Annotated in this window: 21 protein-coding genes and 1 pseudogene; 8 read left to right on the forward strand and 14 right to left on the reverse strand. The window is 70.4% G+C overall.

The annotated features are described in order from the left end of the window. Positions 1-2 precede the first annotated feature (2 nt). The 6 genes from gyrB to dnaA form a co-directional block, all read right to left on the reverse strand. Positions 3-2,066, reverse strand: coding sequence for a DNA topoisomerase (ATP-hydrolyzing) subunit B (gene gyrB / locus AOM07_RS12395; RefSeq protein WP_082101715.1), 2,064 nt, complete (start codon positions 2,064-2,066; stop codon positions 3-5). A gap of 360 nt (positions 2,067-2,426) precedes the next feature. Further along, entirely contained in the window at positions 2,427-3,359 is a 933-nt protein-coding gene (locus AOM07_RS12400) for a DUF4190 domain-containing protein (RefSeq protein WP_156171932.1), read from the reverse strand. A 220-nt stretch (positions 3,360-3,579) separates the two neighbouring features. After that, the gene (locus AOM07_RS12405; protein WP_084830298.1) at positions 3,580-4,170 is read right to left on the reverse strand and encodes a DciA family protein; all 591 of its coding nucleotides are present in this window, start codon (positions 4,168-4,170) and stop codon (positions 3,580-3,582) included. After that, a complete protein-coding gene (recF, locus tag AOM07_RS12410) occupies positions 4,163-5,287 on the reverse strand; it encodes a DNA replication/repair protein RecF (RefSeq protein ID WP_062314273.1) in 1,125 nt (374 codons plus the stop codon). The genes AOM07_RS12405 and recF overlap by 8 nt, the downstream gene beginning before the upstream one ends. Beyond that, a complete protein-coding gene (gene dnaN / locus AOM07_RS12415) occupies positions 5,287-6,414 on the reverse strand; it encodes a DNA polymerase III subunit beta (protein WP_062314275.1) in 1,128 nt (375 codons plus the stop codon). Before dnaN ends, recF begins: the two co-directional genes overlap by 1 nt. A gap of 1,342 nt (positions 6,415-7,756) precedes the next feature. Next, positions 7,757-9,148, reverse strand: a complete 1,392-nt coding sequence (gene dnaA / locus AOM07_RS12420; protein ID WP_062314276.1) for a chromosomal replication initiator protein DnaA — start codon at positions 9,146-9,148, stop codon at positions 7,757-7,759. Between the two features lie 234 nt (positions 9,149-9,382). On the opposite strand from dnaA, the gene rpmH reads away from it, so the two are divergent. The 8 genes from rpmH (at position 9,383) to AOM07_RS12460 (ending at position 14,563) form a co-directional block, all read left to right on the forward strand. Then, complete coding sequence (gene rpmH, locus AOM07_RS12425; protein WP_062314279.1) at positions 9,383-9,520, forward strand: 50S ribosomal protein L34; 138 nt, start codon at positions 9,383-9,385, stop codon at positions 9,518-9,520. Positions 9,521-9,522: 2 nt separating this feature from the next. Continuing rightward, positions 9,523-9,867: a ribonuclease P protein component gene (rnpA, locus tag AOM07_RS12430; protein WP_084830299.1), complete on the forward strand. Its 345-nt coding sequence runs from the start codon at positions 9,523-9,525 to the stop codon at positions 9,865-9,867. Further along, positions 9,864-10,160 carry a membrane protein insertion efficiency factor YidD gene (gene yidD / locus AOM07_RS12435; protein WP_084830300.1) on the forward strand — a complete coding sequence of 99 codons (297 nt, stop codon included), beginning with the start codon at positions 9,864-9,866 and terminating at the stop codon, positions 10,158-10,160. Before rnpA ends, yidD begins: the two co-directional genes overlap by 4 nt. Positions 10,161-10,168: 8 nt before the next feature. After that, positions 10,169-11,164 (forward strand): membrane protein insertase YidC, encoded by a 996-nt coding sequence (gene yidC, locus AOM07_RS12440; RefSeq protein WP_062314280.1) that lies wholly within the window; start codon positions 10,169-10,171, stop codon positions 11,162-11,164. After that, positions 11,161-11,640, forward strand: coding sequence for a Jag family protein (locus AOM07_RS12445; protein WP_062314282.1), 480 nt, complete (start codon positions 11,161-11,163; stop codon positions 11,638-11,640). The genes yidC and AOM07_RS12445 overlap by 4 nt, the downstream gene beginning before the upstream one ends. Positions 11,641-11,659: 19 nt before the next feature. After that, positions 11,660-12,301, forward strand: a complete 642-nt coding sequence (rsmG, locus tag AOM07_RS12450; protein ID WP_062314284.1) for a 16S rRNA (guanine(527)-N(7))-methyltransferase RsmG — start codon at positions 11,660-11,662, stop codon at positions 12,299-12,301. Positions 12,302-12,581: 280 nt separating this feature from the next. Then, the gene (locus AOM07_RS12455) at positions 12,582-13,574 is read left to right on the forward strand and encodes a ParA family protein (RefSeq protein ID WP_439644925.1); all 993 of its coding nucleotides are present in this window, start codon (positions 12,582-12,584) and stop codon (positions 13,572-13,574) included. Continuing rightward, positions 13,571-14,563, forward strand: a complete 993-nt coding sequence (locus AOM07_RS12460) for a ParB/RepB/Spo0J family partition protein (protein ID WP_062314286.1) — start codon at positions 13,571-13,573, stop codon at positions 14,561-14,563. The genes AOM07_RS12455 and AOM07_RS12460 overlap by 4 nt, the downstream gene beginning before the upstream one ends. 50 nt (positions 14,564-14,613) lie before the next feature. On the opposite strand, the gene AOM07_RS12465 is transcribed toward AOM07_RS12460, so the two are convergent. The 8 genes and pseudogenes from AOM07_RS12465 to AOM07_RS12495 all read right to left on the reverse strand — a co-directional run bounded on the left by AOM07_RS12465 (position 14,614) and on the right by AOM07_RS12495 (position 24,134). Then, positions 14,614-15,558, reverse strand: coding sequence for a D-alanine--D-alanine ligase family protein (locus AOM07_RS12465; protein ID WP_156171933.1), 945 nt, complete (start codon positions 15,556-15,558; stop codon positions 14,614-14,616). A 13-nt stretch (positions 15,559-15,571) separates the two neighbouring features. Beyond that, the gene (locus AOM07_RS12470; RefSeq protein WP_062314288.1) at positions 15,572-16,882 is read right to left on the reverse strand and encodes an aminotransferase-like domain-containing protein; all 1,311 of its coding nucleotides are present in this window, start codon (positions 16,880-16,882) and stop codon (positions 15,572-15,574) included. A gap of 78 nt (positions 16,883-16,960) precedes the next feature. Further along, positions 16,961-17,275, reverse strand: coding sequence for a thioredoxin (gene trxA, locus AOM07_RS15145; RefSeq protein ID WP_228374460.1), 315 nt, complete (start codon positions 17,273-17,275; stop codon positions 16,961-16,963). Between the two features lie 42 nt (positions 17,276-17,317). Further along, positions 17,318-18,283: pseudogene (gene trxB, locus AOM07_RS12475) on the reverse strand (thioredoxin-disulfide reductase); the annotation flags it as partial. Between the two features lie 112 nt (positions 18,284-18,395). After that, entirely contained in the window at positions 18,396-19,820 is a 1,425-nt protein-coding gene (locus AOM07_RS12480; RefSeq protein WP_156171934.1) for a protein kinase family protein, read from the reverse strand. A 33-nt stretch (positions 19,821-19,853) separates the two neighbouring features. Next, positions 19,854-21,560: a murein biosynthesis integral membrane protein MurJ gene (murJ, locus tag AOM07_RS12485; protein WP_062314294.1), complete on the reverse strand. Its 1,707-nt coding sequence runs from the start codon at positions 21,558-21,560 to the stop codon at positions 19,854-19,856. 1 nt (position 21,561) lies between these two features. Further along, the gene (locus AOM07_RS12490) at positions 21,562-23,559 is read right to left on the reverse strand and encodes a DUF6049 family protein (RefSeq protein ID WP_156171935.1); all 1,998 of its coding nucleotides are present in this window, start codon (positions 23,557-23,559) and stop codon (positions 21,562-21,564) included. 32 nt (positions 23,560-23,591) lie between these two features. After that, positions 23,592-24,134, reverse strand: a complete 543-nt coding sequence (locus AOM07_RS12495) for an NUDIX hydrolase (protein ID WP_062314298.1) — start codon at positions 24,132-24,134, stop codon at positions 23,592-23,594. Between the last annotated feature and the right edge of the window lie 11 nt (positions 24,135-24,145).

Consider the following 24,145-nt stretch of genomic DNA (forward strand, 5'->3'; position numbering starts at 1 on the left):
TCTCAGATGTCAAGGAACCTCACGTCCTTCGCGTTGCGCTGGATGAAGCTGCGGCGGGACTCGACGTCCTCGCCCATGAGGACCGAGAAGATCTCGTCGGCCTGCGCGGCATCGTCCATGGTGACCTGGAGCAGGGTGCGGGTGGCGGGGTCCATCGTCGTGACGCGGAGCTCCTCGTGGTTCATCTCGCCCAGACCCTTGTAGCGCTGCACGCCGTTGTCCTTGGGGATCTTCTTGCCGTTGGCAAGACCGTCCTTGAGGAGCGCGTCACGCTCGCGGTCCGAGTACACGTACTCGTGGTCCGCGTTCGTCCACTTGAGCTTGAACAGCGGCGGCTGCGCGAGGTACACGTAGCCCGCCTCGATGAGGGGGCGCATGTAGCGGAACAGCAGCGTGAGCAGCAGCGTGCGGATGTGCTGGCCGTCGACGTCGGCATCGGCCATCAGCACGATCTTGTGATAGCGCGCCTTCGAGATGTCGAAGTCCTCGCCCATGCCCGCGCCGAACGCGGTGATGAGGCCCTGGACCTCCTGGTTCGACAGCGCGCGGTCGAGGCGCACGCGCTCGACGTTGAGGATCTTGCCGCGGATCGGCATGATCGCCTGGTTGTAGGGCTCGCGGCCGGCCTTGGCGGAGCCGCCGGCCGAGTCGCCCTCGACGATGAAGATCTCGCACTCGGAGGGGTTGCGGCTCTGGCAGTCCGACAGCTTGCCGGGCATGCCGCCGGACTCGAGCAGGCCCTTGCGGCGGGTCGCCTCGCGCGCCTTGCGGGCGGCGATGCGGGCCTGCGAGGCCTGGATCGCCTTGCGGATGATGTCCTTCGCCTCGTTGGGGTGCGCGTCGAACCAGTCGGTGAGCTGCTCGTTCACGACGCGCTGCACGAAGGTCTTCGCCTCGGTGTTGCCCAGCTTGGTCTTGGTCTGGCCCTCGAACTGCGGCTCGCCGAGCTTGACGGAGATGACCGCGGTGAGGCCCTCGCGGACGTCGTCGCCCGTGAGGTTGTCGTCCTTGTCCTTGAGGATCGCCTTCTCGCGCGCGTACTTGTTCACCAGGGTGGTGAGCGCGGCGCGGAAGCCCTCCTCGTGGGTGCCGCCCTCGGTGGTCGAGATCGTGTTCGCGTAGGTGAACACGGACTCCGAGTAGGCGTTGGTCCACTGCATGGCCATCTCGAGGGAGATCTTCTTCTCGGTGTCCTCGGACTCGAGGGACACGACCTCGGGGTGGACCAGCTCGGCCTTCTTGGTGGCGTTGAGGTGGGCGACGTAGTCGACGAGGCCGCCGTCGTACTTGTACGTCACCGTGCGCGACGTCGGCTGCTCCTCGGCCTCCGCATCGTCCTCCGCCGCGATGTGCTCGGGGCGCTCGTCGACCAGCGTGATGGACAGGCCCTTGTTGAGGAAGGCCATCTGCTGGAAGCGCGCGCGGAGCGTCTCGTAGTCGTAGTCGGTGGTCTCGAAGATCAGCGGGTCCGCGTAGAACGTCTGCTGCGTGCCGGTCTCCTCGGTGGCCTCGCCCTTGACGAGCGTGCCCTGCGGCTTGCCACCCTCGGCGAAGCGCTGGCGCCACACGAAGCCCTGGCGCTTGACCTCGGTCTCGACCTTGTAGGAGAGCGCGTTGACGACCGAGATGCCGACGCCGTGGAGGCCGCCGGAGACCGCGTAGCCGCCGCCGCCGAACTTGCCGCCCGCGTGCAGGATCGTCATGACGACCTCGACCGTGGGCTTGCCCTCGGTGGGGTGCATGTCGACCGGGATGCCTCGACCGTTGTCCTGCACCTTGACGCCGCCGTCCGCCTGCAGCGTCACCGTGATGGTGTCGCAGTAACCGGCGAGCGCCTCGTCGACGGAGTTGTCGACGACCTCGTAGACCAGGTGGTGGAGACCCCGCTCACCCGTCGACCCGATGTACATGCCCGGGCGCTTGCGGACGGCCTCGAGGCCCTCCAGGACGGTGATGTTCTCGGCGCCGTAGGCGGGCTCGTTCGCCCGCTCCTCGCTATTCGCCACAGATTCGCCTTTCAAGCCGCTGACGGGACTTTGCACAAGTCCCGTCCTATCTCGGCCCATTCTAGTGGCTCTGAGGGGCGATCTGGCGCGTTTCACAGGCCGTTCAGCCCATGTCGACGGTCCGCAGAAACGGGGTTGAGCGTCATCGCGTCCCGTGAGCGGCTCTGCGGCGGGTTCCGGCGCGGGCCCCGGAGGCGCCCCCAGCTCGCCTCCGGCCCCGACGCCGCATCGACGATACCGGATATATGGCACTTAGTGCCGCGACGATGGTCACGGTTTTGTCACGGATTGTCCGTATCGGCGCGGCGGCGGGACGATGCGCGCGTCCGGGAGGGCGTCGGGCGTCGCGGCGACGTCCGACGGGTACACATAGACGGGCCGCGAACCCCAAGGTTCGCGGCCCGTCGTGCACTTGGATTGTCAGTTGATCTTGGAGATGTCCTTCAGACCGCTGAAGTTGACGACGGAGCCCTCGATGTCCTTGACGGTGAAGATGACCTTGCCCGAATCGCCCGTGTTGACGTCGACGATCGAGTTGTCCTTCTTGTACTGCGTAATCAGGCCAACCGGGATGATCGCATCCTCGTCGACAACACCCTGGTACTTGCCCGCCGTGATCTCCGCGCCGACAAGGTAGTAGCCGTTGCTGATCTCGGACACGGCCTCGCCCGGCACATCGTTCGTCGACTGGATGTTCTCGCAACCGTCGAAGCTCGCGACAGACCCCTTGACGTCCTTGATCGTCAGGATGACGTTGCCCGAGGTGGCGGTCGCGACATCCATGATGTCGCCGTTCTCGTCCTCCTGGGTGATCATGCAGACCTCGAAGAGACCCTGCTCGACGCCGGCACGGTACTGGCCAGGCTCAAGGTCGACGCCCACCAAGTGGTCACCGTTCTCGATCGTGGACGTCGTGTCGTCCGCGGCCGAGTCATCCGCGGCCGAGTCATCCGAGCTCTCATCGGCAATGACATCATCCGCGGCCTCTTCCGCAACGACCTCATCCGCGGCCTCTTCCGCAACGACCTCGCTTCCGACCTCATCGAGCGCATCGTCAACCGCAGCCACCGTCGCCGCGTTGACAACGAGCGCGAGCACGATCGCCAGGGCGGCAAGCGCCGTGCCGACGATCGCCATGACCTTGCCGCCCGCGGTTGCCTTCAGCGACTTGACGATGGCGATCACGCCAAACACGAGGCCGACGATCGCGATAAGGATCGACATGATGTTCAGGATCGGGATCCACGAACCGACGATCGCGACGATTCCCAGGACCAGCGCCGTGACGGCGAGTCCCTTCTTGGCAGGCGCCTGCGGCTGTGCAGGCACTTCGGGAGCAAGCTGCTCACTCATTCTTCTTCTCCTCAGCTCGCGTCAACGACGCATGTGGCGTAGCCATCAGCGATGCACGTGTAGGGCGACTGTGCCCGCGACGAGTGGAGAAGGTTTGAACACGATTGGCAACCGCGCGCGGCCCCCCAGCCTCGCCAATGGATGTGTGTCCACTCTACGGAGGCCTCCGACACTGATGCCACCCACAAGGTGTGCTGTTGCTCACATTTGGGAATTGGGGTCACCCGTAGGTGTCGCGCGGTCCTCTGCCCTTCACCGTGCGCGGCCCCTTGGTCCACGACCGCGCGGTGGGTCCGAGGACCTTGAGCTCCTTGACGATCTCGCGGCCGAACTCCTCGTTGATGCGGTGGCGGATCTGCCCGGACATCATCTGGAGCTGCGTCGCCCAGGCCGTCGAGGTCGCCTTGACGGTGAGCACGCCCTCGTCGAAGCCGAGCGGCTCGCAGTGGTCGGCGATGCGGTCGCCGATGACCTCGCGCCACCGGCCCGTCACCGAGGACACCTCGATCTGCTCGGTCCATCCCATGCGCCGCAGCAGCGACGCGACGGCGTCGCTCATCGGCTGGGGGTCCCGGCCGTTCGTGTAGGGGACGGTCGACCGGCGCGCGTCCTCGCGCTGGACGCGGCCGCGCTTCGCGCTCGTGCGCCGGGCGCCGCGCTGACGCGCGGCCTGCCTCGCGCGCTCCATGGCCTCGCGCGCGAGCCGCGCCGCGTCACCGGGCACCAACGGATCGTCCGCATCGCCGGTGCTACCAGCGGCGACGTTCTCGGCCGGCGTCGCCTGCGCATCGTCCGGCCGCTCGTCACTCATCGCCCACCCGTCCCTTCGTCACGGGGATGACCCGGCCCGCGAGGGCCTCGGGTACATCCTCCGCGACCGCGGCGGTGATGAGAACCTGGCTGGCCCGCTCGAGCCGCGCGGCCAGCGCGGCGCGACGCCCGGAGTCCAGCTCCGCGAAGACGTCGTCGAGGATGAGCACCGGCTCGCCGTCGTCGTCCGAGTCGGGCCCGGTGTCCGACGTGAGCAGGTCGTAGGTGCCGATGCGCAGCGCGAGGGCGCACGACCAGGACTCGCCGTGGCTCGCGTAGCCCTTCGCGGGCATGCCCGCGAGCCGGATCTCGAGGTCGTCGCGGTGCGGGCCGGCGAGCGTCACCCCGCGATCGAGCTCCTTGGGACGGACCTCGCGCAGCCGCTCGAGGAGCAACGCGCCGATCTCCGCCGCACCCTCGGGAAGCTGATCTGCCAGGGACGTCGCGTAGGTGATGGCGCAGTCGCCGCCGTCCGGCGCGACGTCCTGGTAGGCCGCCCACACGTGCGGCGCGAGCGAGGCGACAGCGCGCAGACGGGCGGCGACGATGCGTCCGCCCAGCTCCGCGAGCTTCTCGTCCCAGATGTCGAGCATCGTGAGGTCGCCGCGCGCGTTCCTCGCGGTCTTGAGCATCGACGTGCGCTGGCGCAGCACGCGCTCGTAGTCCGACAGGTCGCCGGCGAGCGCGGGCTGCAGCGCGACGCACAGCTCATCGAGGAAGGCGCGGCGACCGGAGGGGTCGCCCTTGACGAGCGCCAGATCCTCGGGCGCGAACAGCACGGTCCGCAGGATCCCGATGAGGTCGCGCGGCCGTGCCGCGCCGCGGTTGAGCCGCGCGGTGTTCGCGCGGCCCTGGTTCAGCGTGACCTCGAGACCGAGCGACCGACCGTCCTTCTCGACCTTCGCCCGCACGATCGCGCGCTCGGCGCCGAAGCGGATGAGCGGGCCGTCGCTGGCGACGCGATGCGAGCCCAGCACCGACAGGTACCTGACCGCCTCGACGAGGTTGGTCTTGCCCTGGCCGTTGCGGCCGACGAACGTGGTGACGCCCGGTCCGAGCTCGACGTCTGCCTCGGGGTACGAGCGGAAGTCGGCGAGCTGGACGTGGGTGACGCGCACTACGAGGCGATGCGGATGGGCACCAGCAGGTAGCGGAAGTCCGACGCGACGTCACCGCCCGGCTCCGACAGGCCGACGAACTCGACCGGCTTGGTCTCCTGCGTGAAGCCGAGCTGCACGAAGTCCGTCCCGAGCGCGGTCAGGCCGTCGAGCAGGTACTGCGGGTTGAACGCGACGGTGATCGCCTCGCCGTGGAGGTGCGCGGTGAGCGCCTCCGACGCCTGCGCGTCGTCGGACTGGCCGGCGTCGAGCGTGACCTCGCCCTCCGCGAACGCGAGGCGGACGGAGGAGTTGCGCTCGGCGACGAGCGCGACGCGACGGGTCGCGTCGATGAGGTCCTGGGTGCGCACCGTCGCCGTGATCGGGCTCGAGTCCGGGAACAGGCGGCGCACCTGCGGGTAGTCGCCGTCCATGAGGAGGGACGTGGTGACGAGGCCACCAGCCTCGAAGCCGATGAGGTCCATGCCCTGGCCCGAGCTGAGCGCGACGGTGACCTCGCCGGAACCCAGGGACTTCGCCGTGTCCGCGAGCGTCTTGGCGCGAACGAGCGCGATCGCGCTGATGTCGGGCTTCGAGGGGGTCCACTCGAGCTCGCGGAGCGCGAGGCGGTAGCGGTCGGTGGCGAGAAGCGAGATGTGCGAGCCCTCGATCTCGACGCGGACGCCGGTGAGGATCGGGAGGGTCTCGTCGCGCGACGCCGCGGAGGTCACCTGGGCGACGGCCTGCTGCAGCGCGGCGCCGTCGATGGTGCCGGAGTGCTCGGGCAGCTCGGGCAGCGACGGGTACTGGTCGACGGGCATCGTCGCGAGCGTGAAGCGCGAGGCGCCGCACGTGACGGAGACCTTGGTGCCCTCGAGCGAGAGGTGCACGGGCTTGTGCGGGAGCGCGTTCGCGATCTCGCGGAGGAGACGGCCGCTCACCAGGACCTCGCCGGGCTCCTCGACGTCCGCGGGGAACTCGCCACGGGCCGAGACCTCGTAGTCGAAGCTCGCGAGCCGCACGAGTCCCTCGGAGTCCGCGGTGATGCGCACTCCCGCGAGGACGGGAACCGGGGGGCGCGCCGGCACGGCGCGCGACGTCCATGCGACGGCGTCCGCCAGGACGTCGCGCTCGACGGTGAACTTCATGCTTGCTCCTCAGGTTTGAGCACAGACTATGCCACGGGTCGGACGTTGCCGGTAGGCACCTCCGGGCGGCGGACGGGCCGCGGGGCGCGGACTTTGATGAAGGTCATGTGGACAAAGGATGAGAGAGGGGCTCGTAGTCGTATTAGGGCCCGTGGATTCTGTGGATGCTCGACGTTCTCGCTGGAAATCACAGGAATCGGGATGTGTGATCCCTGGGGGTGGATCCTGGGGATCACGCTGTGGGGCCGGGGATGGGCTGTCGAACGACCACAGGAGCCTTGTAGTTCTTCACAGACCGTCCCCTGTGGACGGAGCACGTCATCCACGGGCGTCCACAGACTTTTCCACAATTGTGAGCGAACGGGGCTCCGAGGGCCTCAGAAGGGCCATGAGGACGGTTGGCGGGCGTGTCGCGCGCGAGGGCCGGGACGATGCGGGGGTCCCGGGGCGTGCCGTTCGCCTCGAGCCGGGCTCCAGGAGGAGGGCGCGTGGCGAACGAATCGGGCCCCCGTGCGGGCCCCGGCGCCGTCGCCGCGGTGGTCGCGGAGCGTCATCCTGCGTGACGGGCCGGAATCGTTCGTCAGGAGTCGTCCTGACGGGTCCGTGGTGCGACCGTCTGCGGGAGCGCGCGGGAGCGGATCCGACCGCTGTCCGTCGCCGTCGCCGTCGCCGTCCCCGTGACGTGCCGTGCTCGCGTTCGGCGGGCGACGGCGGTGGCCGACCCGGCAGCAGGACCCTTCCTGGAGAACGAATCGGCCCCCGCGGAGCTCGGGCGCGTGCCGGCCGCCGTGACGGCCCCGAATCGTTCGTCAGGAGGCCCTGGGACGCCCGGCCGTCCTGCGGGCCGCTGGAGGGCGTATGGAGGCCGGCGACGGCATCGTCCCGGGCGGGACGGCCACGATCGTTCCTGACGAACGAATCGGGCCTCTCTGCGCCCGCAGACCCTGCAGCCGGGGCGGAGGCCCGGAAACGGTCGTCAGGACGGCTCAGGACGGCGCTGGCGGATTGTCGCGCATGCGTCGGAGGTCCCGCCGGTCCATCGTCTCCGGGAGCGGCCGCTTCATCGGCCGGCATGCGTCGCGCGCCTGCCATGAGGATGGCGCTGGGAGAACGATTCCGGCCCCGGTGGAGCACCGACGGCGTTCGCTGCGGCAGGAGCCCCGGAATCCGTCGTCAGGAGCCGTCGAGGCGGCGGACCGTGCGCGAGGCGCCCGGCAGGATCCGGCGACCCGCGCATCGTCCCGACGCGCCACGACCGCTCTGGGAGAACGATTCGGCCCGTTCGGGCGCGCGAGGGCGATCGTCGACCCGGGAAGGGCCGGAATCGTTCGTCAGGAGGCCCTCAGGCGCGCGACTGCTTGATGCGGGCGTGGATCTCGTTGACCTGGTTGTACATCTGACGCCGCTGCGCGATCTGGTCCTCGACCTTCTTGACCGCGTACATGACCGTGGTGTGGTCCTTGCCGCCGAAGTGCTCGCCGATCTTGGGCAGCGACAGGTCGGTGAGCTGACGGCACAGGTACATGGCGATCTGGCGGGCGGTGACGAACACGCGCGAGCGGCTCGTGCCGGTGAGGTCCTCGAGCGAGATGCCGAAGTACTCGGCCGTCTTGCCGATGATCGCGGCGGCGGTGATCTCCGAGTCGTCGTCCGAGATGAGGTCCTTGAGGACCACCTGCGCGAGGGAGAGGTCGACCGGCTGACGGTTGAGCGCCGCGAACGCCGTGACGCGGATGAGCGCGCCCTCGAGCTCGCGGATGTTGCTCGTGATGTTCGAGGCGATGTACTCGAGCACGTCCGACGGGGCCTGCACCGCGTCCGCGGCCGCCTTCTTCCGCAGGATCGCGATGCGGGTCTCGAGGTCCGGCGGCTGGACGTCGGTCATGAGTCCCCACTCGAAGCGGGTGCGCATGCGCTCCTCGATGCCGTCGAGGTTGCGCGGGCTGACGTCCGAGGTGATGACCACGTGCTTGCCGGCGTTGTGCAGGGCGTTGAAGGTGTGGAAGAACTCCTCGAGCGTCTGCTCCTTGCCCTGCAGGAACTGGATGTCGTCGATGAGGAGGACGTCGACCTCGCGATACGTGCGCTTGAAGCTGAGCGAGCGGTCGTCGCGGATCGAGTTGATGAAGTCGTTGGTGAACTCCTCGGAGTTCACGTAGCGGACGCGGGTCTGCGGCTTGAGGTGCCGGGTGTAGTGCCCGATCGCGTGCAGCAAGTGCGTCTTGCCCAGGCCGGATCCGCCGTAGATGAACAGCGGGTTGTAGGTTTTGCCGGGCGACTCGGCCACCGCGAGGGCGGCGGCGTGCGCGAAGCGGTTGGAGGGGCCGATGACGAACGTGTCGAACGTGTACCGCGGGTTGAGATGCGGGTCCTCGACCACAGGCTTCGGCTCCGGCTGCGGCCGGCGGACCTGCGGGCGCGGCGCTTCCTCGCCCTGGTCCTCGCTCGGCTCGGGAGGGGAGACCGAGGCGTCCACGGTGACGGCGATGCGCACGTCCCGCCCGAGCACCTCGCTGAGCGCCTCCGTGACCGAGCCGCGCAGGGTGGTCTCGACGTAGTTCTTGGTGAAGTCCTCGGCCACGGCGAGGAAGACGTTGTCCTCCACGACCGCCAGCGGCTTCACGAGCCGGAGGAACGAGCGGTTCTGCGCGCTCAGCGCACCGTCGTCAGCCAGGACGTCGAGGGCTCCTCGCCACACTGCGTCGATCGACTCCGAGGCAGGCTCTGCCGCCACTGGCCGTCACCCCCAAGTAGTTTCCACAGCGTTTCTCACAGTCGGTGCATGGCCGGACATCTGTTCGTTACCGCGTCGCCGCGTGTCGGTCACCTGGTGTCCGGCCGTGATGGTGGAGCCTATCCTGTTCGGGTCGCACGCCCCAAGACCGGGCCGCGATTTGACCCTTCTCGTGGGTTACGCGTAACGTTAGTGCGCTGATTTGACCATGCCCTGAAACCTGTGGAGTGACCCGTGAGCAAGCGGACTTTCCAGCCGAACAACCGCAAGCGTGCCAAGACGCACGGCTTCCGTCTGCGCATGCGCACGCGTGCCGGCCGCTCGATCCTGGCCTCGCGCCGTCGCAAGGGCCGCGGCAACCTGTCGGCCTGAGGTTGCTGCCGGCCGACGCGCGCCTGCGATCGTCCGCGGACTTCCGGTCCGCGATGCGATCGGGGGTCCGCAGCGGTCGGCGCACCATCGTGGTGCACGTGGCGCTAACCGGCGATGCTCGACGCATGGCCGGTTTCGCTGTTTCTAAGGCGGTAGGAGGTGCCGTGACCCGCAATCGCGTCAAGCGACGGCTGCGCGCGATCACGGCGACGCGCCTCGACGGGCTGCCCGAGGGCACGTCCGTCGTGATCCGCGCCCTTCCGGCCGCCGCCACCGCGAGCTTCGCCGAGCTCGAGAGCGACGTCGACGGCGCGCTGCGCCAGGCCGTCGCGAAGGCGACCCGATGAGCGTCGCCGCGCGCGGGGTCTCGGCCGCCATCCGCGGATACCAGCGGACCGTCTCGCCGCTGACCGGACCGCGCTGCAAGTACCATCCGACGTGCTCGCACTTCGCGCTCGAGGCCGTGCAGGTGCACGGCGCCGTCGTGGGCTCCGGCCTCGCGGCCTGGCGCCTGCTGCGGTGCAACCCCTGGAGCAACGGTGGCGTCGACGACGTGCCGGCGAAGGGGGAGCGGCTATTTCGTCTTACGAGGAATAATGCCGCGATGCTGACCGAACCGACCTCTGCACGCCCGATCTAAGGACAACAGTGGACACTCTGCTCTACCCGCTCGAGTGGGTCGTCGCCAACATCGTGGTGATCTGGCACCAGCTCTGGACCTTCATCGGTCTGGACCCGGCCGGCGGCATCACGTGGGCCCTCGCGATCGTCGGCCTCGTGATCACGATCCGCGCGGCGCTGATCCCGCTCTTCGTCAAGCAGATCAAGGCGTCCCGAGCGATGCAGATGATCGCGCCGGACCTCAAGAAGGTCCAGGACAAGTACAAGGGCAAGAAGGACCAGGCGTCCCGCGAGGCGATGAGCCGCGAGACGATGGAGCTCTACGCCAAGCACAAGACGAACCCGTTCGCCTCGTGCCTGCCGATGCTGGTCCAGGCGCCCATCTTCTTCGCGCTGTTCCGCGTCCTCAACTACAACCTCGGCGGCACCAACGGCCCGATCGGCCTGCTCTCGCAGGACCTGATCGACCAGGCGCGCGACGCGACGCTGCTCGGCGCGCACCTCAGCGAGACCTTCTTCAACTCCGAGGGCGCCTCGGCGAAGATCGTCTCCGCGCTCCTGATCGTCGCGATGGTCGCGACCACGTTCATCACGCAGCACCAGCTCACGCGGAAGAACCTGCCGGCCTCGGCCCTCGAGGGCCCGATGGCGCAGCAGCAGAAGATCCTCATGTACGCGCTGCCGTTCATCTTCGTGATCACCGGCCCGAACTTCCCGGTCGGCGTGCTCATCTACTGGACCACCACGAACCTGTGGACGCTGGGCCAGCAGTGGTACGTGATCCGCAACAACCCGACCCCGGGCTCCGAGGCCGAGCGCATCCACAAGGAGCGCCTGGCGGCGAAGGCGGCCAAGCGTGCCGCGCGCCGTGGCGAGGACCCCGAGCAGGCCGTGATCGAGGCCGAGGCCGTGGTGGAGGAGGAGCCCAAGCGCTCCGGCCAGCGCCAGCAGCCCAAGCGCAAGAACCGTGGCGGCAGCAAGCCTCAGGCCCTGCCGGCCGATGACACCAAGGACGAGTCATGACCGACAACATCAAGAAGCTCGAGGCCGAGGGCGACGTCGCCGCGGACTTCCTCGAGGAGCTCCTCGACATCCTCGACATGGACGGGGACATCGACATCTCCGTCGAGGCCGGCCGCGCCAAGGTCGCGATCGTCGCCGACGGCCCCAGCCAGGACCTCAAGCGTCTCGTGGGTCCGGACGGCGAGGTGCTCGAGGCGCTCCAGGACCTGACCCGCCTCGCGGTGCAGTCCGACACGGGCGAGGTGAGCCGCCTCATGCTCGACATCGCCGACTTCCGTTCGGGACGCCGCGAGCGTCTCGCCGAGCAGGCACGGGAGGCCGTCGCGCAGGTTCGCGAGTCCGGCGCCCGCGTGTCGCTGCCCGCGATGAACGCGTTCGAGCGCAAGGTCGTCCACGACGTCGTGCTCGAGGCCGGGCTCTCCTCGGAGTCCGAGGGGGAGGACCCGCAGCGCTACGTGGTCGTCCTGCCCGCCTGACGTTTCACGTGAAACAACGATGACCGGACAGCCGCTGAGCGACGACCCGCTGCACGACGCCGCCGAGGTGCGCGAGTACTTCGGCGACGTCTACCCGCGCGTGCGTGCCTTCGCGGAGATGCTCGCGGAGCAGGGCGTCGAGCGTGGCCTCATCGGCCCGCGCGAGGTCGGTCGCCTGTGGGAGCGCCACCTCCTCAACTCCGCCGCCCTGTCGCCGTTCCTCGGGGAGGGGCGCGTGGCGGATGTCGGCTCCGGCGCGGGTCTCCCGGGCATGGTGCTCGCCGCCATGGACCCCGACCGCGACTACGTCCTCATCGAGCCGATGGAGCGACGGACGCAGTGGCTGTTCGAGGCGGCGCGCGAGTGCGGCATCGACAACGTGCGCATCCTGCGCGGGCGCGCGGAGGAGGTCGTCGAGTCCGTCGAGGCGGACGTGGTGACCGCGCGCGCGGTGGCCGCGATCGACAAGCTCGTCAAGTGGTGCAGCCCGCTGCTCAGCCCCGAGGGCCGCTTCGTGCTCCTCAAGGGGAGGAGCGCCGGGGACGAGCTCGAGCGTGCCAAGTACACGCTGCGCAAGCACCGGCTGAGCGGCGAGGTTCACACCGCCGGCACCATTGAGGGCGTGGAGCCGACCACGGTGGTCGTGCTTTCCCACAGCTGACCTCCACAGGGTTCTCCACAGCGATTCGTGCGGGGAACGGGGTCGAAAGTGGCTTTTCTCCACAGTTCGTGGCCTGTGGAGCGGTGTACGGCACGGGTGGATCCGACGCCCAACCGCCTGTCGTCGACGGCGCTCGCTGGGGTAGAGTCGTGACCTCTGGGAAGGACCTCCCGCCTCGGTGCCGACGGCGGGATCATGTGTGTCAGAGGCCATGTTTCACGTGAAACATGGCGAGCGGAACGGGGCCGAGGCCGCGTCCGTGGAAGGAGAAGGGAACTGCGTGTCCACCGAGCAGTCGCACCACTCGACCGTTTCCGAGACGTTGCCGCCCGCCGGTGAGGACGCTGTTTCACGTGAAACAAGGGACCCGTTCGACGGGCTCGCTCACGACGCCGGCAGCCCGCTCGCCGCGCAGATGATGGCCACGGAGCGTCACCGCCGCGCGCTGGAGGAGGCGGTGTTCCCCAAGCCGCCCGAGACGCGCATCATCGCGGTCTCGAACCAGAAGGGCGGCGTGGGCAAGACGACCACGTCGGTCAACGTCGCGGCCGCCCTCGCCAAGCGCGGAGCGAACGTGCTCGTCATCGACGCCGACCCGCAGGGCAACGCATCGACGGCGATCGGCGTCGACCACCGCTCGGGGACGCCCTCGATCTACGACGTGCTGCTCGACGACGCTCCGATGCACACGGTCGCGCAGCGCTGCCCGGACGTCGACACGCTGTGGTGCGTGCCGGCCACGATCGACCTCGCGGGCGCCGACATCGAGCTGGTCTCGGTGGTGCGCCGCGAGTTCCGGCTGCACGATGCGCTCAAGGCGCTGCTCGAGGGCCCGGGCAAGAACCTCGACTACGTGTTCATCGACTGCCCGCCGAGCCTCGGCCTCCTCACGCTGAACGCCATGGTCGTCGCCACCGAGGTGCTCATCCCCATCCAGTGCGAGTACTACGCGCTCGAGGGGCTCACGCAGCTCATCAAGACGGTGGAGATGGTGCGCAAGCACCTGAACCCCGGGATCCACGTGTCGACGATCGTGCTCACCATGTATGACGGCCGCACCAACCTGGCGCGCGAGGTCGCGACCGAGGTGCGCACGCACTTCCCGACGCAGACCCTCGAGCAGACGGTCCCGCGTTCGGTGCGAGTCTCCGAGGCGCCGGGATTCGGCCAGACCGTCATCACGCACGACCCCCATTCCTCGGGAGCGGTCGCCTACACGGCGATCGCCCGCGACATCGCGGTGCGAGGCGCCGCAGGATCGGAGAAGAAGTGAGCCCGTCGACGAAGAGGGGCCTGGGCCGCGGCCTGGGTGCGCTGATCCCCACCGAGCCGGAGCAGGCGGGGCAGGAGCGGCCCCACGACATGTTCTTCTCCGACACCACGGGTGCGATCCCGACGATCACCGAGGTGTCCGAGGACGGGGAGCTCGTGCCGGTGCCCGGCGCGACCTTCGCGCACATCGACCCGCATGCGGTCGTCCCCAACCCGCGCCAGCCCCGCACCGTCTTCGACGAGGACGAGCTCCGCGACCTCGTGGGCTCCATCAAGGAGATCGGCGTCCTGCAGCCGATCGTGGTGCGGCCTCTGCCCGCCGGCGACGGCTACGAGCTCATCATGGGCGAGCGCCGCCTGCGCGCGTCCAAGGAGGCGGGCCTCACCGCGATCCCGGCGATCGTGCGGGAGACGGACGACACGGACATGCTCCGCGACGCGCTCGTGGAGAACCTGCACCGCAGCCAGCTCAACCCGCTCGAGGAGGCGGCGGCCTACCAGCAGCTCCTCGACGACTTCGAGATCACCCACGAGGAGCTCGCGACGCGGATCTCGCGCTCGCGCCCCCAGATCTCCAACACGCTGCGTCTCCTGCGCCTGCCCGCCACCGTCCAGCGTCGTGTCGCGGCGGGCGTGCTGAGCGCCGGGCACGCACGTGCGCTGCTCGGCCTCGACAGCCCGGAGGCGATGGAGCACCTCGCGACGCGGATCGTCGCCGAGGGTCTGTCGGTGCGCGCGACCGAGGAGGCGGTGGCGCTCGGCGTCGAGACCCCGAAGCCGCGTCGCGGCGCGGTCCGCCCTGGTGGACGCACGCCCGCGCTCGATGATCTCGGCGGCCGGCTGGGGGACCGCTTCGACACACGCGTCAAGGTCAAGCTGGGGCGCACGAAGGGATCGATCACGATCGACTTCGCGACCGTCGACGACCTCAACCGTATCGTCGCGATGATCGACCCCAAGGACCCGGGCGTCCTCTCCGCGGAGGACTGACCCGAGCGGAGGGATGATGCGCTGCCGGGCGGCGGCGCTCCCGTGAGCGGTCAGACGGTCGCCGCGCGCGCCGCGGCGCCCACGACGAGGTCCCCGTAGACCTCGCCGAGGTCGAGCTTGGCCGCCTCGGCGGCCTGCGGGAACAGGGAGGTCTCGGTCATACCAGGGGCGATGTTGATATCGATGACCTGGGCCAGGCCGTCGGTGTCGAGGATGATGTCGACCCTGGAGAGGTCCCTCAGGTCCATCGAGCGGTGCACCGCCAGCGCGGTCTCGGCCGCCTGCCGCGCCTGCGGCTCGGTGAGACGGGCGGGGGCGAAGTACTCGACGCGGCCGGGGTTGTAGCGCGCGTCGTAGTCGTACGCGCCCTCGGTGACGGTCTCGACCGCCGGCAGGACCCGCGCATCGTCCCCGGTGCCCAGCACGCTCATGGCGACCTCGGTGCCCTCGACGAAGCGCTCGACCAGGGCGACGTCGCCGTACGCGAAGCAGTGGACCATGGCGCGCGCGAGGTCGGCGCGGTCGTGGACCACGGAGACGCCGAGCGCGGAGCCGCCGCGGGCGGGCTTGACCACGACCGGCATGCCGAAGCGCGCGACGATGGTGTCGAGCACCTGCTCGGCGCCGACCTCGCGGAACAGCGACTGGGGCAGGGTGACGTGATCCGGGGTCGCGATGCCCGCGCGCCCCATCACGGTCTTGGCGACGGCCTTGTTCCACGCGACGCGCGCCGGTCCCGAGGCGGTGCCGACGAACGGCACGCCGACGAGCTCGAGCAGCGCCTGCAGCGAGCCGTCCTCGCCGGTGGCACCATGAAGAAGGGGCCAGACCACGTCGACGTGGCCGGAACGCAAGGTAGGCATCAACTCCGTGTCAACGTCGAGCAAAGAGACCTTCTCGACCTTCCCACGGAGGGCGTCCTGGACGCGCCGGCCGCTGCGGATCGAGACGTCGCGCTCGTGCGACAGGCCGCCGGCGAGGATGAGTGCGTGCATGACGTTCCCTTCGTCAGTACAGGTCGGGCGACGGGAAGTCGACCGCATCACCGCGGCCACCTCCCGAGGTGCCGAAGATGCGGACGGTCTCGAGCTCGGCGTCGACCACGGTCGACAGGCGGCGCACGCCCTCGCGGATGCGCTCCGGCGTGGGGAAGCAGTAGGACAGGCGCATGTGGTCGGTGCCGGAGCCGTCCGTGTAGAAGGCGCTGCCCGCGACGTACGCGACCCGCGCGGTGACGGCGCGCGGCAGCATCTCCTTCGCGTCGAGGCCGTCCGGGAGCTTGACCCACACGTAGAAGCCGCCGTCGGGCACGTTCCACGAGGCCTCGGGGATGTGCTCGGCCAGCGCGGAGATGGTCGCGTCCCGCCGCTCGCGGTACTGCTCCCTGAACTTCTTGATCTGTCCCTGCCAGTCGAAGTGCTCGAGGTAGGTGGCGATCGCCATCTGCGAGGCGTTCGACGGGCTGAGGATGGCGGCCTCCGAGGCGAGGACGAGCTTCTCGCGGACGGCGTGCGGCGCGACGGCCCAGCCGACGCGGTATCCGGGGGCGAAGGTCTTGGAGAAGGACCCCAGGTAGATGACGCCTTCGGGGCTCATGGAGCGCATCGCGGGGAGCGGCTCCTGGTCGAAGCCGAGCAGGCCGTAGGGGTTGTCCTCGAGCACGAGCACGCCGTAGCGCTGGCAGATCTCGAGGATCTGCGGGCGGCGCTCGAGCGACAGCGTCACCCCGCCGGGGTTGTGGAAGTTCGGCACGGTGTAGAGGAACTTCACGCGCTTGCCCGCGGCCGCCAGGCGGCCCAGCGTCTGCTCGAGAGCCTCGGGGATGAGCCCGTGCGCGTCCATGGGGACGTGGACGACCTCGGCCTCGTGCGCGCGGAACACGCCGAGCGCACCCACGTAGGACGGCGCCTCCGCGACGATGACGTCGCCTGGGTCGATGAAGATCGTCGTCACCAGGTCGAGCGCCTGCTGCGAGCCGGTCGTGACCACCACATCGTCCGGATGCGCGGAGATGCCCTCGAGGGCCATGACCTCGAGGATCTTCTCGCGCAGGGTGACGTCGCCCTGGCCGGAGCCGTACTGGAGCGCGACCTCGCCGTGCTCGACGATGATGCGTCGCGTCATCTCGCCGAGCTCCTCGAGGGGGAGCCCGCCGATGAACGGCATCCCGCCGGCGAGCGAGACGACCTCGGGACGGCTGGCGACGGCGAAGAGCGCGCGGATCTCGGAGGCGCGCATCTGGTGCGCGCGCTGCGCGTACGACCCGAACCAGGGGTCGAGGCGGGTTCCCTCGCGAGGGGTGGGCGTGCCGTCGCTCATGCGGCAAGTCTCTCAGACGGACGGGGGTCCAGCCGTCAGCCGGCTGGACCCCCGTCCCGAGCGTGCGAGCGGGCCGTCCTAGGCGATGACCTCGTCGAACAGCGCGGACAGCGCGGGCTTGGGCCGCGCGCCGACGACGGACTTCACGACCTCGCCGCCCTTGAAGAAGCTCATCGTGGGGATCGAGGTCACGCCATAGGCCATCGCGAGCTGCGGGTTGGCGTCCGTGTCGACCTTGACCACCTTGAGGCGGCCGGCGTACTCCTCGGCGAGCTCGTCGAGGAGCGGCGCGACGGCGCGGCACGGGCCACACCACGTGGCCCAGAAGTCGACGACCACGGGCACGTCGGACTGGATGACCTCGGCCTGGAACGTGTCGACCGTCGCGGGCACGGGGGCCGCGGGCAGGGCGGGAGCCGGCGCCTCGGCGGCCGGGGCCTCCTCCTCGACGACCTCCTCGGTCGCGGCGTCGTCGAGGGTGTCGAGGTGGTGCTGGGCGTCGAGGGCGGCGGCGCAGCCGGACCCGGCGGCGGTGATGGCCTGCCGGTAGCGGTTGTCGACGAGGTCGCCGCAGGCGAACACGCCGTCGACGTTGGTGGCGGTGGTGCGGCCCTGGACCAGGACGTAGCCGGCCTCGTCGGTGTCGATGACGCCCTTGACCAGCTCGGAGCGGGGCTCGTGACCGATCGCGACGAACAGGCCCGTCGCGGCCAGGGTGGAGTCCTCGCCGGTGACACGGTTGCGCACGCGCACGCCCTCGAGCTTGGTGTCGCCGTCCAGGCCGGTGACCTCGGAGTTCCACACGAACTCGATCTTCGGGTCGGCCATGGCACGGTCGGCCATGATCTTCGAGGCCCGCAGCTCGTCGCGACGGTGCACGAGGTACACCTTCGAGGCGAACCGCGTCAGGAACGTGGCCTCCTCGACCGCGGAGTCGCCACCACCGACGACCACGACGGTCTGGTCGCGGAAGAAGAACCCGTCGCACGTCGCGCACCACGACACACCCTTGCCCGACAGGCGCTTCTCATCCTCGAGACCCAGCTCACGGTAGGCCGACCCCGTGGCCAGGATGACCGCCTTCGCGGTGTATTCGCCGGACATGCCGGTGACGACCTTCTTGACCGGACCCTCGAGGTCCAGCGCGGTGGCGTCGTCGAAGATCACCTCGGCACCGAAGCGCTCGGCCTGCGCCTGGAGCGTCTCCATCAGCTCCGGACCCTGGATGCCCTCCACGAAGCCGGGGAAGTTCTCCACCTCGGTGGTGTTCATCAAGGCACCACCGGCCGTGATCGACCCCGCGACCACCAACGGATGCAGACCCGCACGCGCGGCATAGATGGCAGCGGTGTACCCGGCAGGGCCGGAACCGACGATGATGACATTGCGGGTCTCGCTCACGGTTGTTCCTCAGTCGATGGATGGGTCGCGCCCGACGGGGCACGACGGCGTTCTATGAACAGATGGTAGGGGGACGATGTTCCCCCGTGCTCCCGTCTCCTGTTCGGTGCGGTCAGGAGCTCGGATCGGCCGCGGGCGACAACGTCGCGGTGACGGCCGGGTTGGGGATGCCGGACGGGTCCTCCTCGATCACGATGTCGGGGGCGAGGGGCGAGGCGAGCCACGTGAGGGCGATCATCACGGCGAGGACCAGGCCCGCGATCGCGACGGTGAGCACCACGCGGCTGCCGTTGAGGGGCCCGCCCCGGTTGGCGCGCTCCTCCGCCCGGCGCAGGCTGCGCGCGATGCCTTCCGAGCGCGGCCAGCGGCGATGCAGCGCGGACAGCACGAGCTCCCAGGTGCCCTGCTCGCGCACGAGGTTCTGCTCGGCGACCATGATCTCGAGCGTGTCGAAGGCCGCCTCGTGCCGGTCGGCGGCCTCGGGCGGCGGGGGGACGGCGCGCCCCTCCGCGATCGCGCGCTCCCGCTCGGCCGCGAGGGCGGCGGCCATCGCGAGCTCCTGCGTGGCGGCCTCCTCGGCCGCGATCTCGTCGAGCGCCTCGCGCACGCTGTCGTGGATGTCGTTGTCGGCCAGCTGCGAGGCACGGTCCTCGTCCACCGCCGTCCGCGCCGCGTCGAGCGTCTCGGCCTCCACGAGCGCGCGCGCGGCGGCGTGCTCCTCCTCGCGGCGGCGCTCCTCTTCGGCGGCCTCCCGCTCGGCCTGCTCGGCCGCCTCGCGCTCGAGGCGCGGCGTGAGCGGCAACCCGTCCACCGCGCCGTCAAAGCCGATGAGCGCCCGCGAGTCCGCCGCGACGAGGGCGTCCACGACGGCACCGACGGTCGCCGGCGGGGCCCCGCGCAGCGCCCTGACCGCGAGGTCGCGGGCGGCGGGTGCGAGCCCGTCGGGAAGGTCGTCGGGCGTCGACTCCTCGGGATCCATGCCCGTGAGCGCCCGGACGAGGAGCAGCGCCAGGGCCCGCGCGTCGTCCGCCTCCGACGGCGCCGTCACGAGGCCCGCCTGGGCGGCGGCCTCGCCGTCGACGCCGAGGCCCGCGACGACGACGCGCCCGCGGGACGTCACCGTGATGCACGAGGGCCGTACGAAGCCGTGGGTGAGCCCGGCGGCGCGTCCCGCCGCCAGCGCGCGCGCGGCGCCGCCGACGATCGCGACCGCGCGCCGGGGGTCGACGCGGCGCCGGGCGAGGACGTCGGAGAGCACCGCGCCGGGCACGTGCTCGGTCGCGACGTAGGTGACGGCGGACCCGTCGATGGTCTCGCGTCCCGTCGCGACGATGCGCGCGAGGCGGGGGTCGCGGAGGCGGGAGGCGCGCATGGCCTCCTTGCGCACCGCAGCCGACGCGGTCGAGTGGACGATGTCGACCACCGTCCGGCGGCCGAGGCGCGTGTCCTCGGCGAGATGCCGCTCGATACCTGGGATGTCATGCTCGACCTCGTCGAGCAGGGTGAACCGCGCACCCAACGTCGTGCCCGATCTCACCTGTGCCGCACCCCCGGGGTTCCCGTCCGGCCTCTATCGTACGTTGCGCCGCAGACGTCGCGTCAGCGGGGCCGCGAGCTCGCTCGCCTCCGGCACGCGGAGCAGGCGCAGCAGAGCCCAGTACAGGACGCCCATGAGCGGGATCAGCACGGCGAGCGCGCCGAACGAGACGAGGAGCGTGTGCATCCTGTCGTCCAGGTCGATCTCCGGGATGAACCTCAGCAGCGACCATCCCACGGCTCCCGAGACGCCTGCGGCGAGGAGCGCGCGCGTCCCGAGCCACGCGTACGCACCCAGCTCGAGCCTGCCCACGCGGCGCTTCACGGCGGCGCCGCGCATCACCACGCCGACGACGTTCGAGAGGCTCAACGCGAAGGCGACCCCCGCGGTCCACCAGTACGGGTCGAGCGCCTGCTGCAGGAGCAGCATCCCGCCCACCCACGCGATGGTGACGGGGATCTGGATGTAGAACACGGCCTTGGCGTCCTCGAGCGCGAAGAAGACGTTCTTGAAGACGCCGAGCAGCGCGAGGAAGACGCTGCCCTGCGCGAGCGCGATGAGCACGTAGGAGACGGAGCGGACGACGTCGTCGCTGACGGTCGGCAGCGCGATGCGGACGATGGCCGGCGCGAGCGCGATCAGCACCGCGGTCGACCACAGGCCGAACACGGTGACGATGCGCATGCCGCGCACCACGGTGAGCCGCAGGCGCTCGGTGTCCTTCGCCGCCGCGTGACGCGACATGGTGGTCGCGAGGGCCGTGATGAGCGACACGATGATGAGCGAGTGCGGGAGCAGGTAGAGCATCATCGCGTTGAAGTACGCGGCGTTGCCGGCGACCGCGGTGTCGCCGGCCGCGCTGCCCACGGCGCCCGCCTCGCTCGCGATGCGCGTGGCGACCACCACTCCCACCTGGTCCAGCAGCACGGCGCCGAGCGCCCACCCCGCAACCGTCGTGACGCCGGAGAGCTCTCCCTTGGGCCCTCGCCAGACCGGGCTCCACCGGTACCCCCCGCGGGCGAGCGGCCAGATGAGGATGAGCGCCTGCGCGGCGATGCCCAGCGTGGCCGTGCCGGCGATGAGCCACGTCGGGAGGGCGGTCCACCAGGTCGAGTCGTCGAACTGGCCTGCATGGGTCGCGTAGCCGCCGTACATCGCGAGGAACGCGGTGAGACCCGCGATCGACACCACGTTGTTGAGCACGGGCGCCCACATGTACGGCCCGAACTGCTCGCGTGCGTTGAGCACCTGACCGAGGATCGTGTAGGTGCTGTAGAAGAAGAGCTGCGGGATGCACCAGAACGCGAACGCGACGGCCAGGTCGCGCTGAGGCGCGTCCCAGCCCTGCGTGTAGATGTTGACGAAGACGGGGGCGGCGAGCGTGAACAGCAGCGTGATGGCGAGGGAGCCGAAGACGCCCAGGGTGACGATGCGGTCGACGGTGCGCTTGCCGTCGGGACGGCGGAACGCGCGCACGATCTGCGGGACCAGGACCGCGTTGAGCACGCCTGCGGCGACGATCGCGTAGAGCGTGTTGGGGATCTTGTTGGCGACGTCGTACGCGTCGGCGGCGATGCCCGTCGCGCCGATGGCAGCGACGAGCATCGCGTTGCGGATGAACCCCAGGCCGCGCGATACGAGCGTCCCCGACGCCATCACCAGGGTGTTGCGGCCGAGCGAGCGCACGCGCGGCTGCGGCGGGTCCTCGACCCCGGGCGGCATCGCGTTGTCCTCGGTCACGTCACTCCTTCGTGCCCGCGTGGTCCGGGGAGTCGCCGGCATCGGCGGCATCGGCGGTGTCCTGGTCGCCGGCACCGTCGGCGGCCTCGTCCGCCTCCGCGGCGTCGGGCACCCGGGTGGTGCGCGTCTCCTTGCGGCCGCGTCGGACCGTCCTGATCACGCCCATGACGAGCAGCACGACGAGCCCGGCGGTGAAGACCGCGGTCACCGCGGTGCCCCAGTCGGCGCGGACGCGCACGCTCATCGCGACGGGGTCGGCGATCGACACGCCGTCGGTGTTGCGCAGCACCGTGATCGCGCTCACGTCGGCGGACGACACCGCGGCCACCTCGACCGGCACCGTCCTGCTCGAGTTCGCGGGAATCGTCACGGTGGGCGCCTCGCGGATCTGCAGGTTCGGCGAGAAGGAGGTCATGTCGACCACGACCCGCGCATCGACGTCGAGCCCGTTGACGACGGTCACCGGCAGGCTGCCCTTGTCCGCGATGAAGTTGACGTCGGAGCCGGCCGCGACGTGGAGCGCGTCGAGCGTCCCGTCGGTCTCGGTGGTGGCCTGGGACACGCGGAGCTGCCGGGCCGGATCGTCGCCGCGCACCGACCGGGCCAGCGGCCGGAGGAGGGCGCGCGCGTTGTCGTCGAGGAAGTCCGACGGGGACTCCGCGACGGTGCTGAGGTCCCTGAGGTCGCCCAGCCGCTTGGCGAGGCCGGCGATCGTGCTCGCGTCGAGGTCGTCGGCCTTGTCGACGCGCTTGCGCAGCGTGACCGGGTCGCCGGCGGGGTTCTCGACGAGCGATGACACGTCGACCGCGTCCACGAACGGCGCGTTCATCAGGGCGGACAGCGCCGAGGAGTCGCTCGCGCCGGTCGGGGACCAGTCGTCGCCGGTCCACACGAGGACCGGGGACACGGTCTCGGCGGCGGTGAGGGCGCCCATCGCGATCGCGGTGCCGACGCCGCCCGCGGCGGTGGTGGAGCCGGCGCCCACCGAGGACGACAGCGCCGCGTCCGGGGTGAGCAGCGCGACGTCCTCGCCCCGGGCGAGGGCGACGGACACGGCGGGGGTCACCTCGTTCGCGTCCTGGCCGTCGATCTCGGTGGTGAGGATCGCGGCGGCGCCCTCGTCGGCGGCCAGGGTCGCGGTGACGCGGTCGGCCCGCCCGACGACCGCCAGCCAGGGGACGTCCTCGGCCGTGGTCACGGCGGTGTCCTGCGGGGTCTCGAGCGCGTACGCGAGAAGGGAGGTGTTGCCGGCGTGGGCGAGCGACACGAGGTCGGGGTCCTCGGTCGGCAGCCGCATGACGTCGCGGTCGGTGAGGTCGAGCGTCCCCGTGCCGAGGTCGGCGAGCGAGGACTCGTCGACCGCGAGGGTGACGCCGTCGATGTCCGTCGCGGCGGCGATCGACCGCACCCGCGCGCTCAGGCCGGAGGCCGTCGCGACCGCGGTGAGCGACAGCTCCGGCATCGCGGCGTCGATGAAGGTCACTGCGCCGGTGAGGAGCGTGGAGTCCCCGGCCTCGGTGCGCAGGACCACCTCGACGCCGTGCACGCCCCAGGTGTCCTCGACGAACGGGAGGCGCCGCTCGATGGACGTGACGGACACGGTGGTCGACGCACCGGCCCCGAGCCGGGAGACGGTGGTGGGCTGCCCGGCGTCCGCGGAGCTGAGGGTCGTGGTGCCGACGTCGCTCGCGCCCACGGAGACCATGCGCGCGTCCTCACCGTCGAGGAACGACAGCAGCGACGCGCGATCCTCGAAGGGCTCACGGGTCACCCGCAGCAGGACCCGGGCGTCGTCGAGCGCCAGGGAGTCGTCGTTCTCGACGGTGACGACCGTGGTCATCGACTGTCCCGGCCGGACCATCGGCGTGGGCGCGGACTCGATGGTGCCGACGGCGAGCTCGGACACGTCCGACGGGACCAGGTCGAGCGCGGCGGCCGGCATCGACGCCGCGGTCGCGGCGAGAGCCGCGGTGCCCGCGAGGGCGCGCCGCAACCTCACGTGCCGCCGGGACCCGCGCATCGTCCCGCCGCTCACGGGGCGATGGCGAGCAGGCGTGCCGCCGCCTGCGCCATCTTCCGCTCGTTGGGGTAGGCGAGCTCGCGCGAGAGCTCCGCGACGGCGATCCAGCGGGCGACCTCGGCCTCGTGGTCGGGGTCGTTCTCCGTGGTGATGATGCCGCCCTTCGCCTCGAGCAGGTAGTGGTGCACCACCTTGTGGACGCGACGGTCGTCGCCCGTGAACCAGTAGTCGATGATCCCGAGCGGCTGGATGATCTCCGCGTCGATGCCGGTCTCCTCGGCGACCTCGCGCACCGCCGCGATCTCGGGGGTCTCGCCCTCCTCGATGTGGCCCTTGGGCAGGCACCACTCGAGCCGGCCCGCACGGTTGCGGCGGCCGATGCACGCGGCGTAGGCGATGCCCTCCTCGACGCGGACCGCGATGCCGCCGGCGGACGTCTCGTTGCTCACCGGCAGGTGCGGCGCGCGGTGCGCGACGCTCTCGCGCCGCCTCAGCGCCGCTCCCTGCGGAGGCATCGGCACGGGGCCGGGGCGCGGGACGGGCGGCGTGGGCATGGCCCAACTCT

The sequence above is a fragment of the Demequina rhizosphaerae genome (genome assembly GCF_000971255.1).
In the GTDB taxonomy this organism is placed as follows: domain Bacteria; phylum Actinomycetota; class Actinomycetes; order Actinomycetales; family Demequinaceae; genus Demequina; species Demequina rhizosphaerae.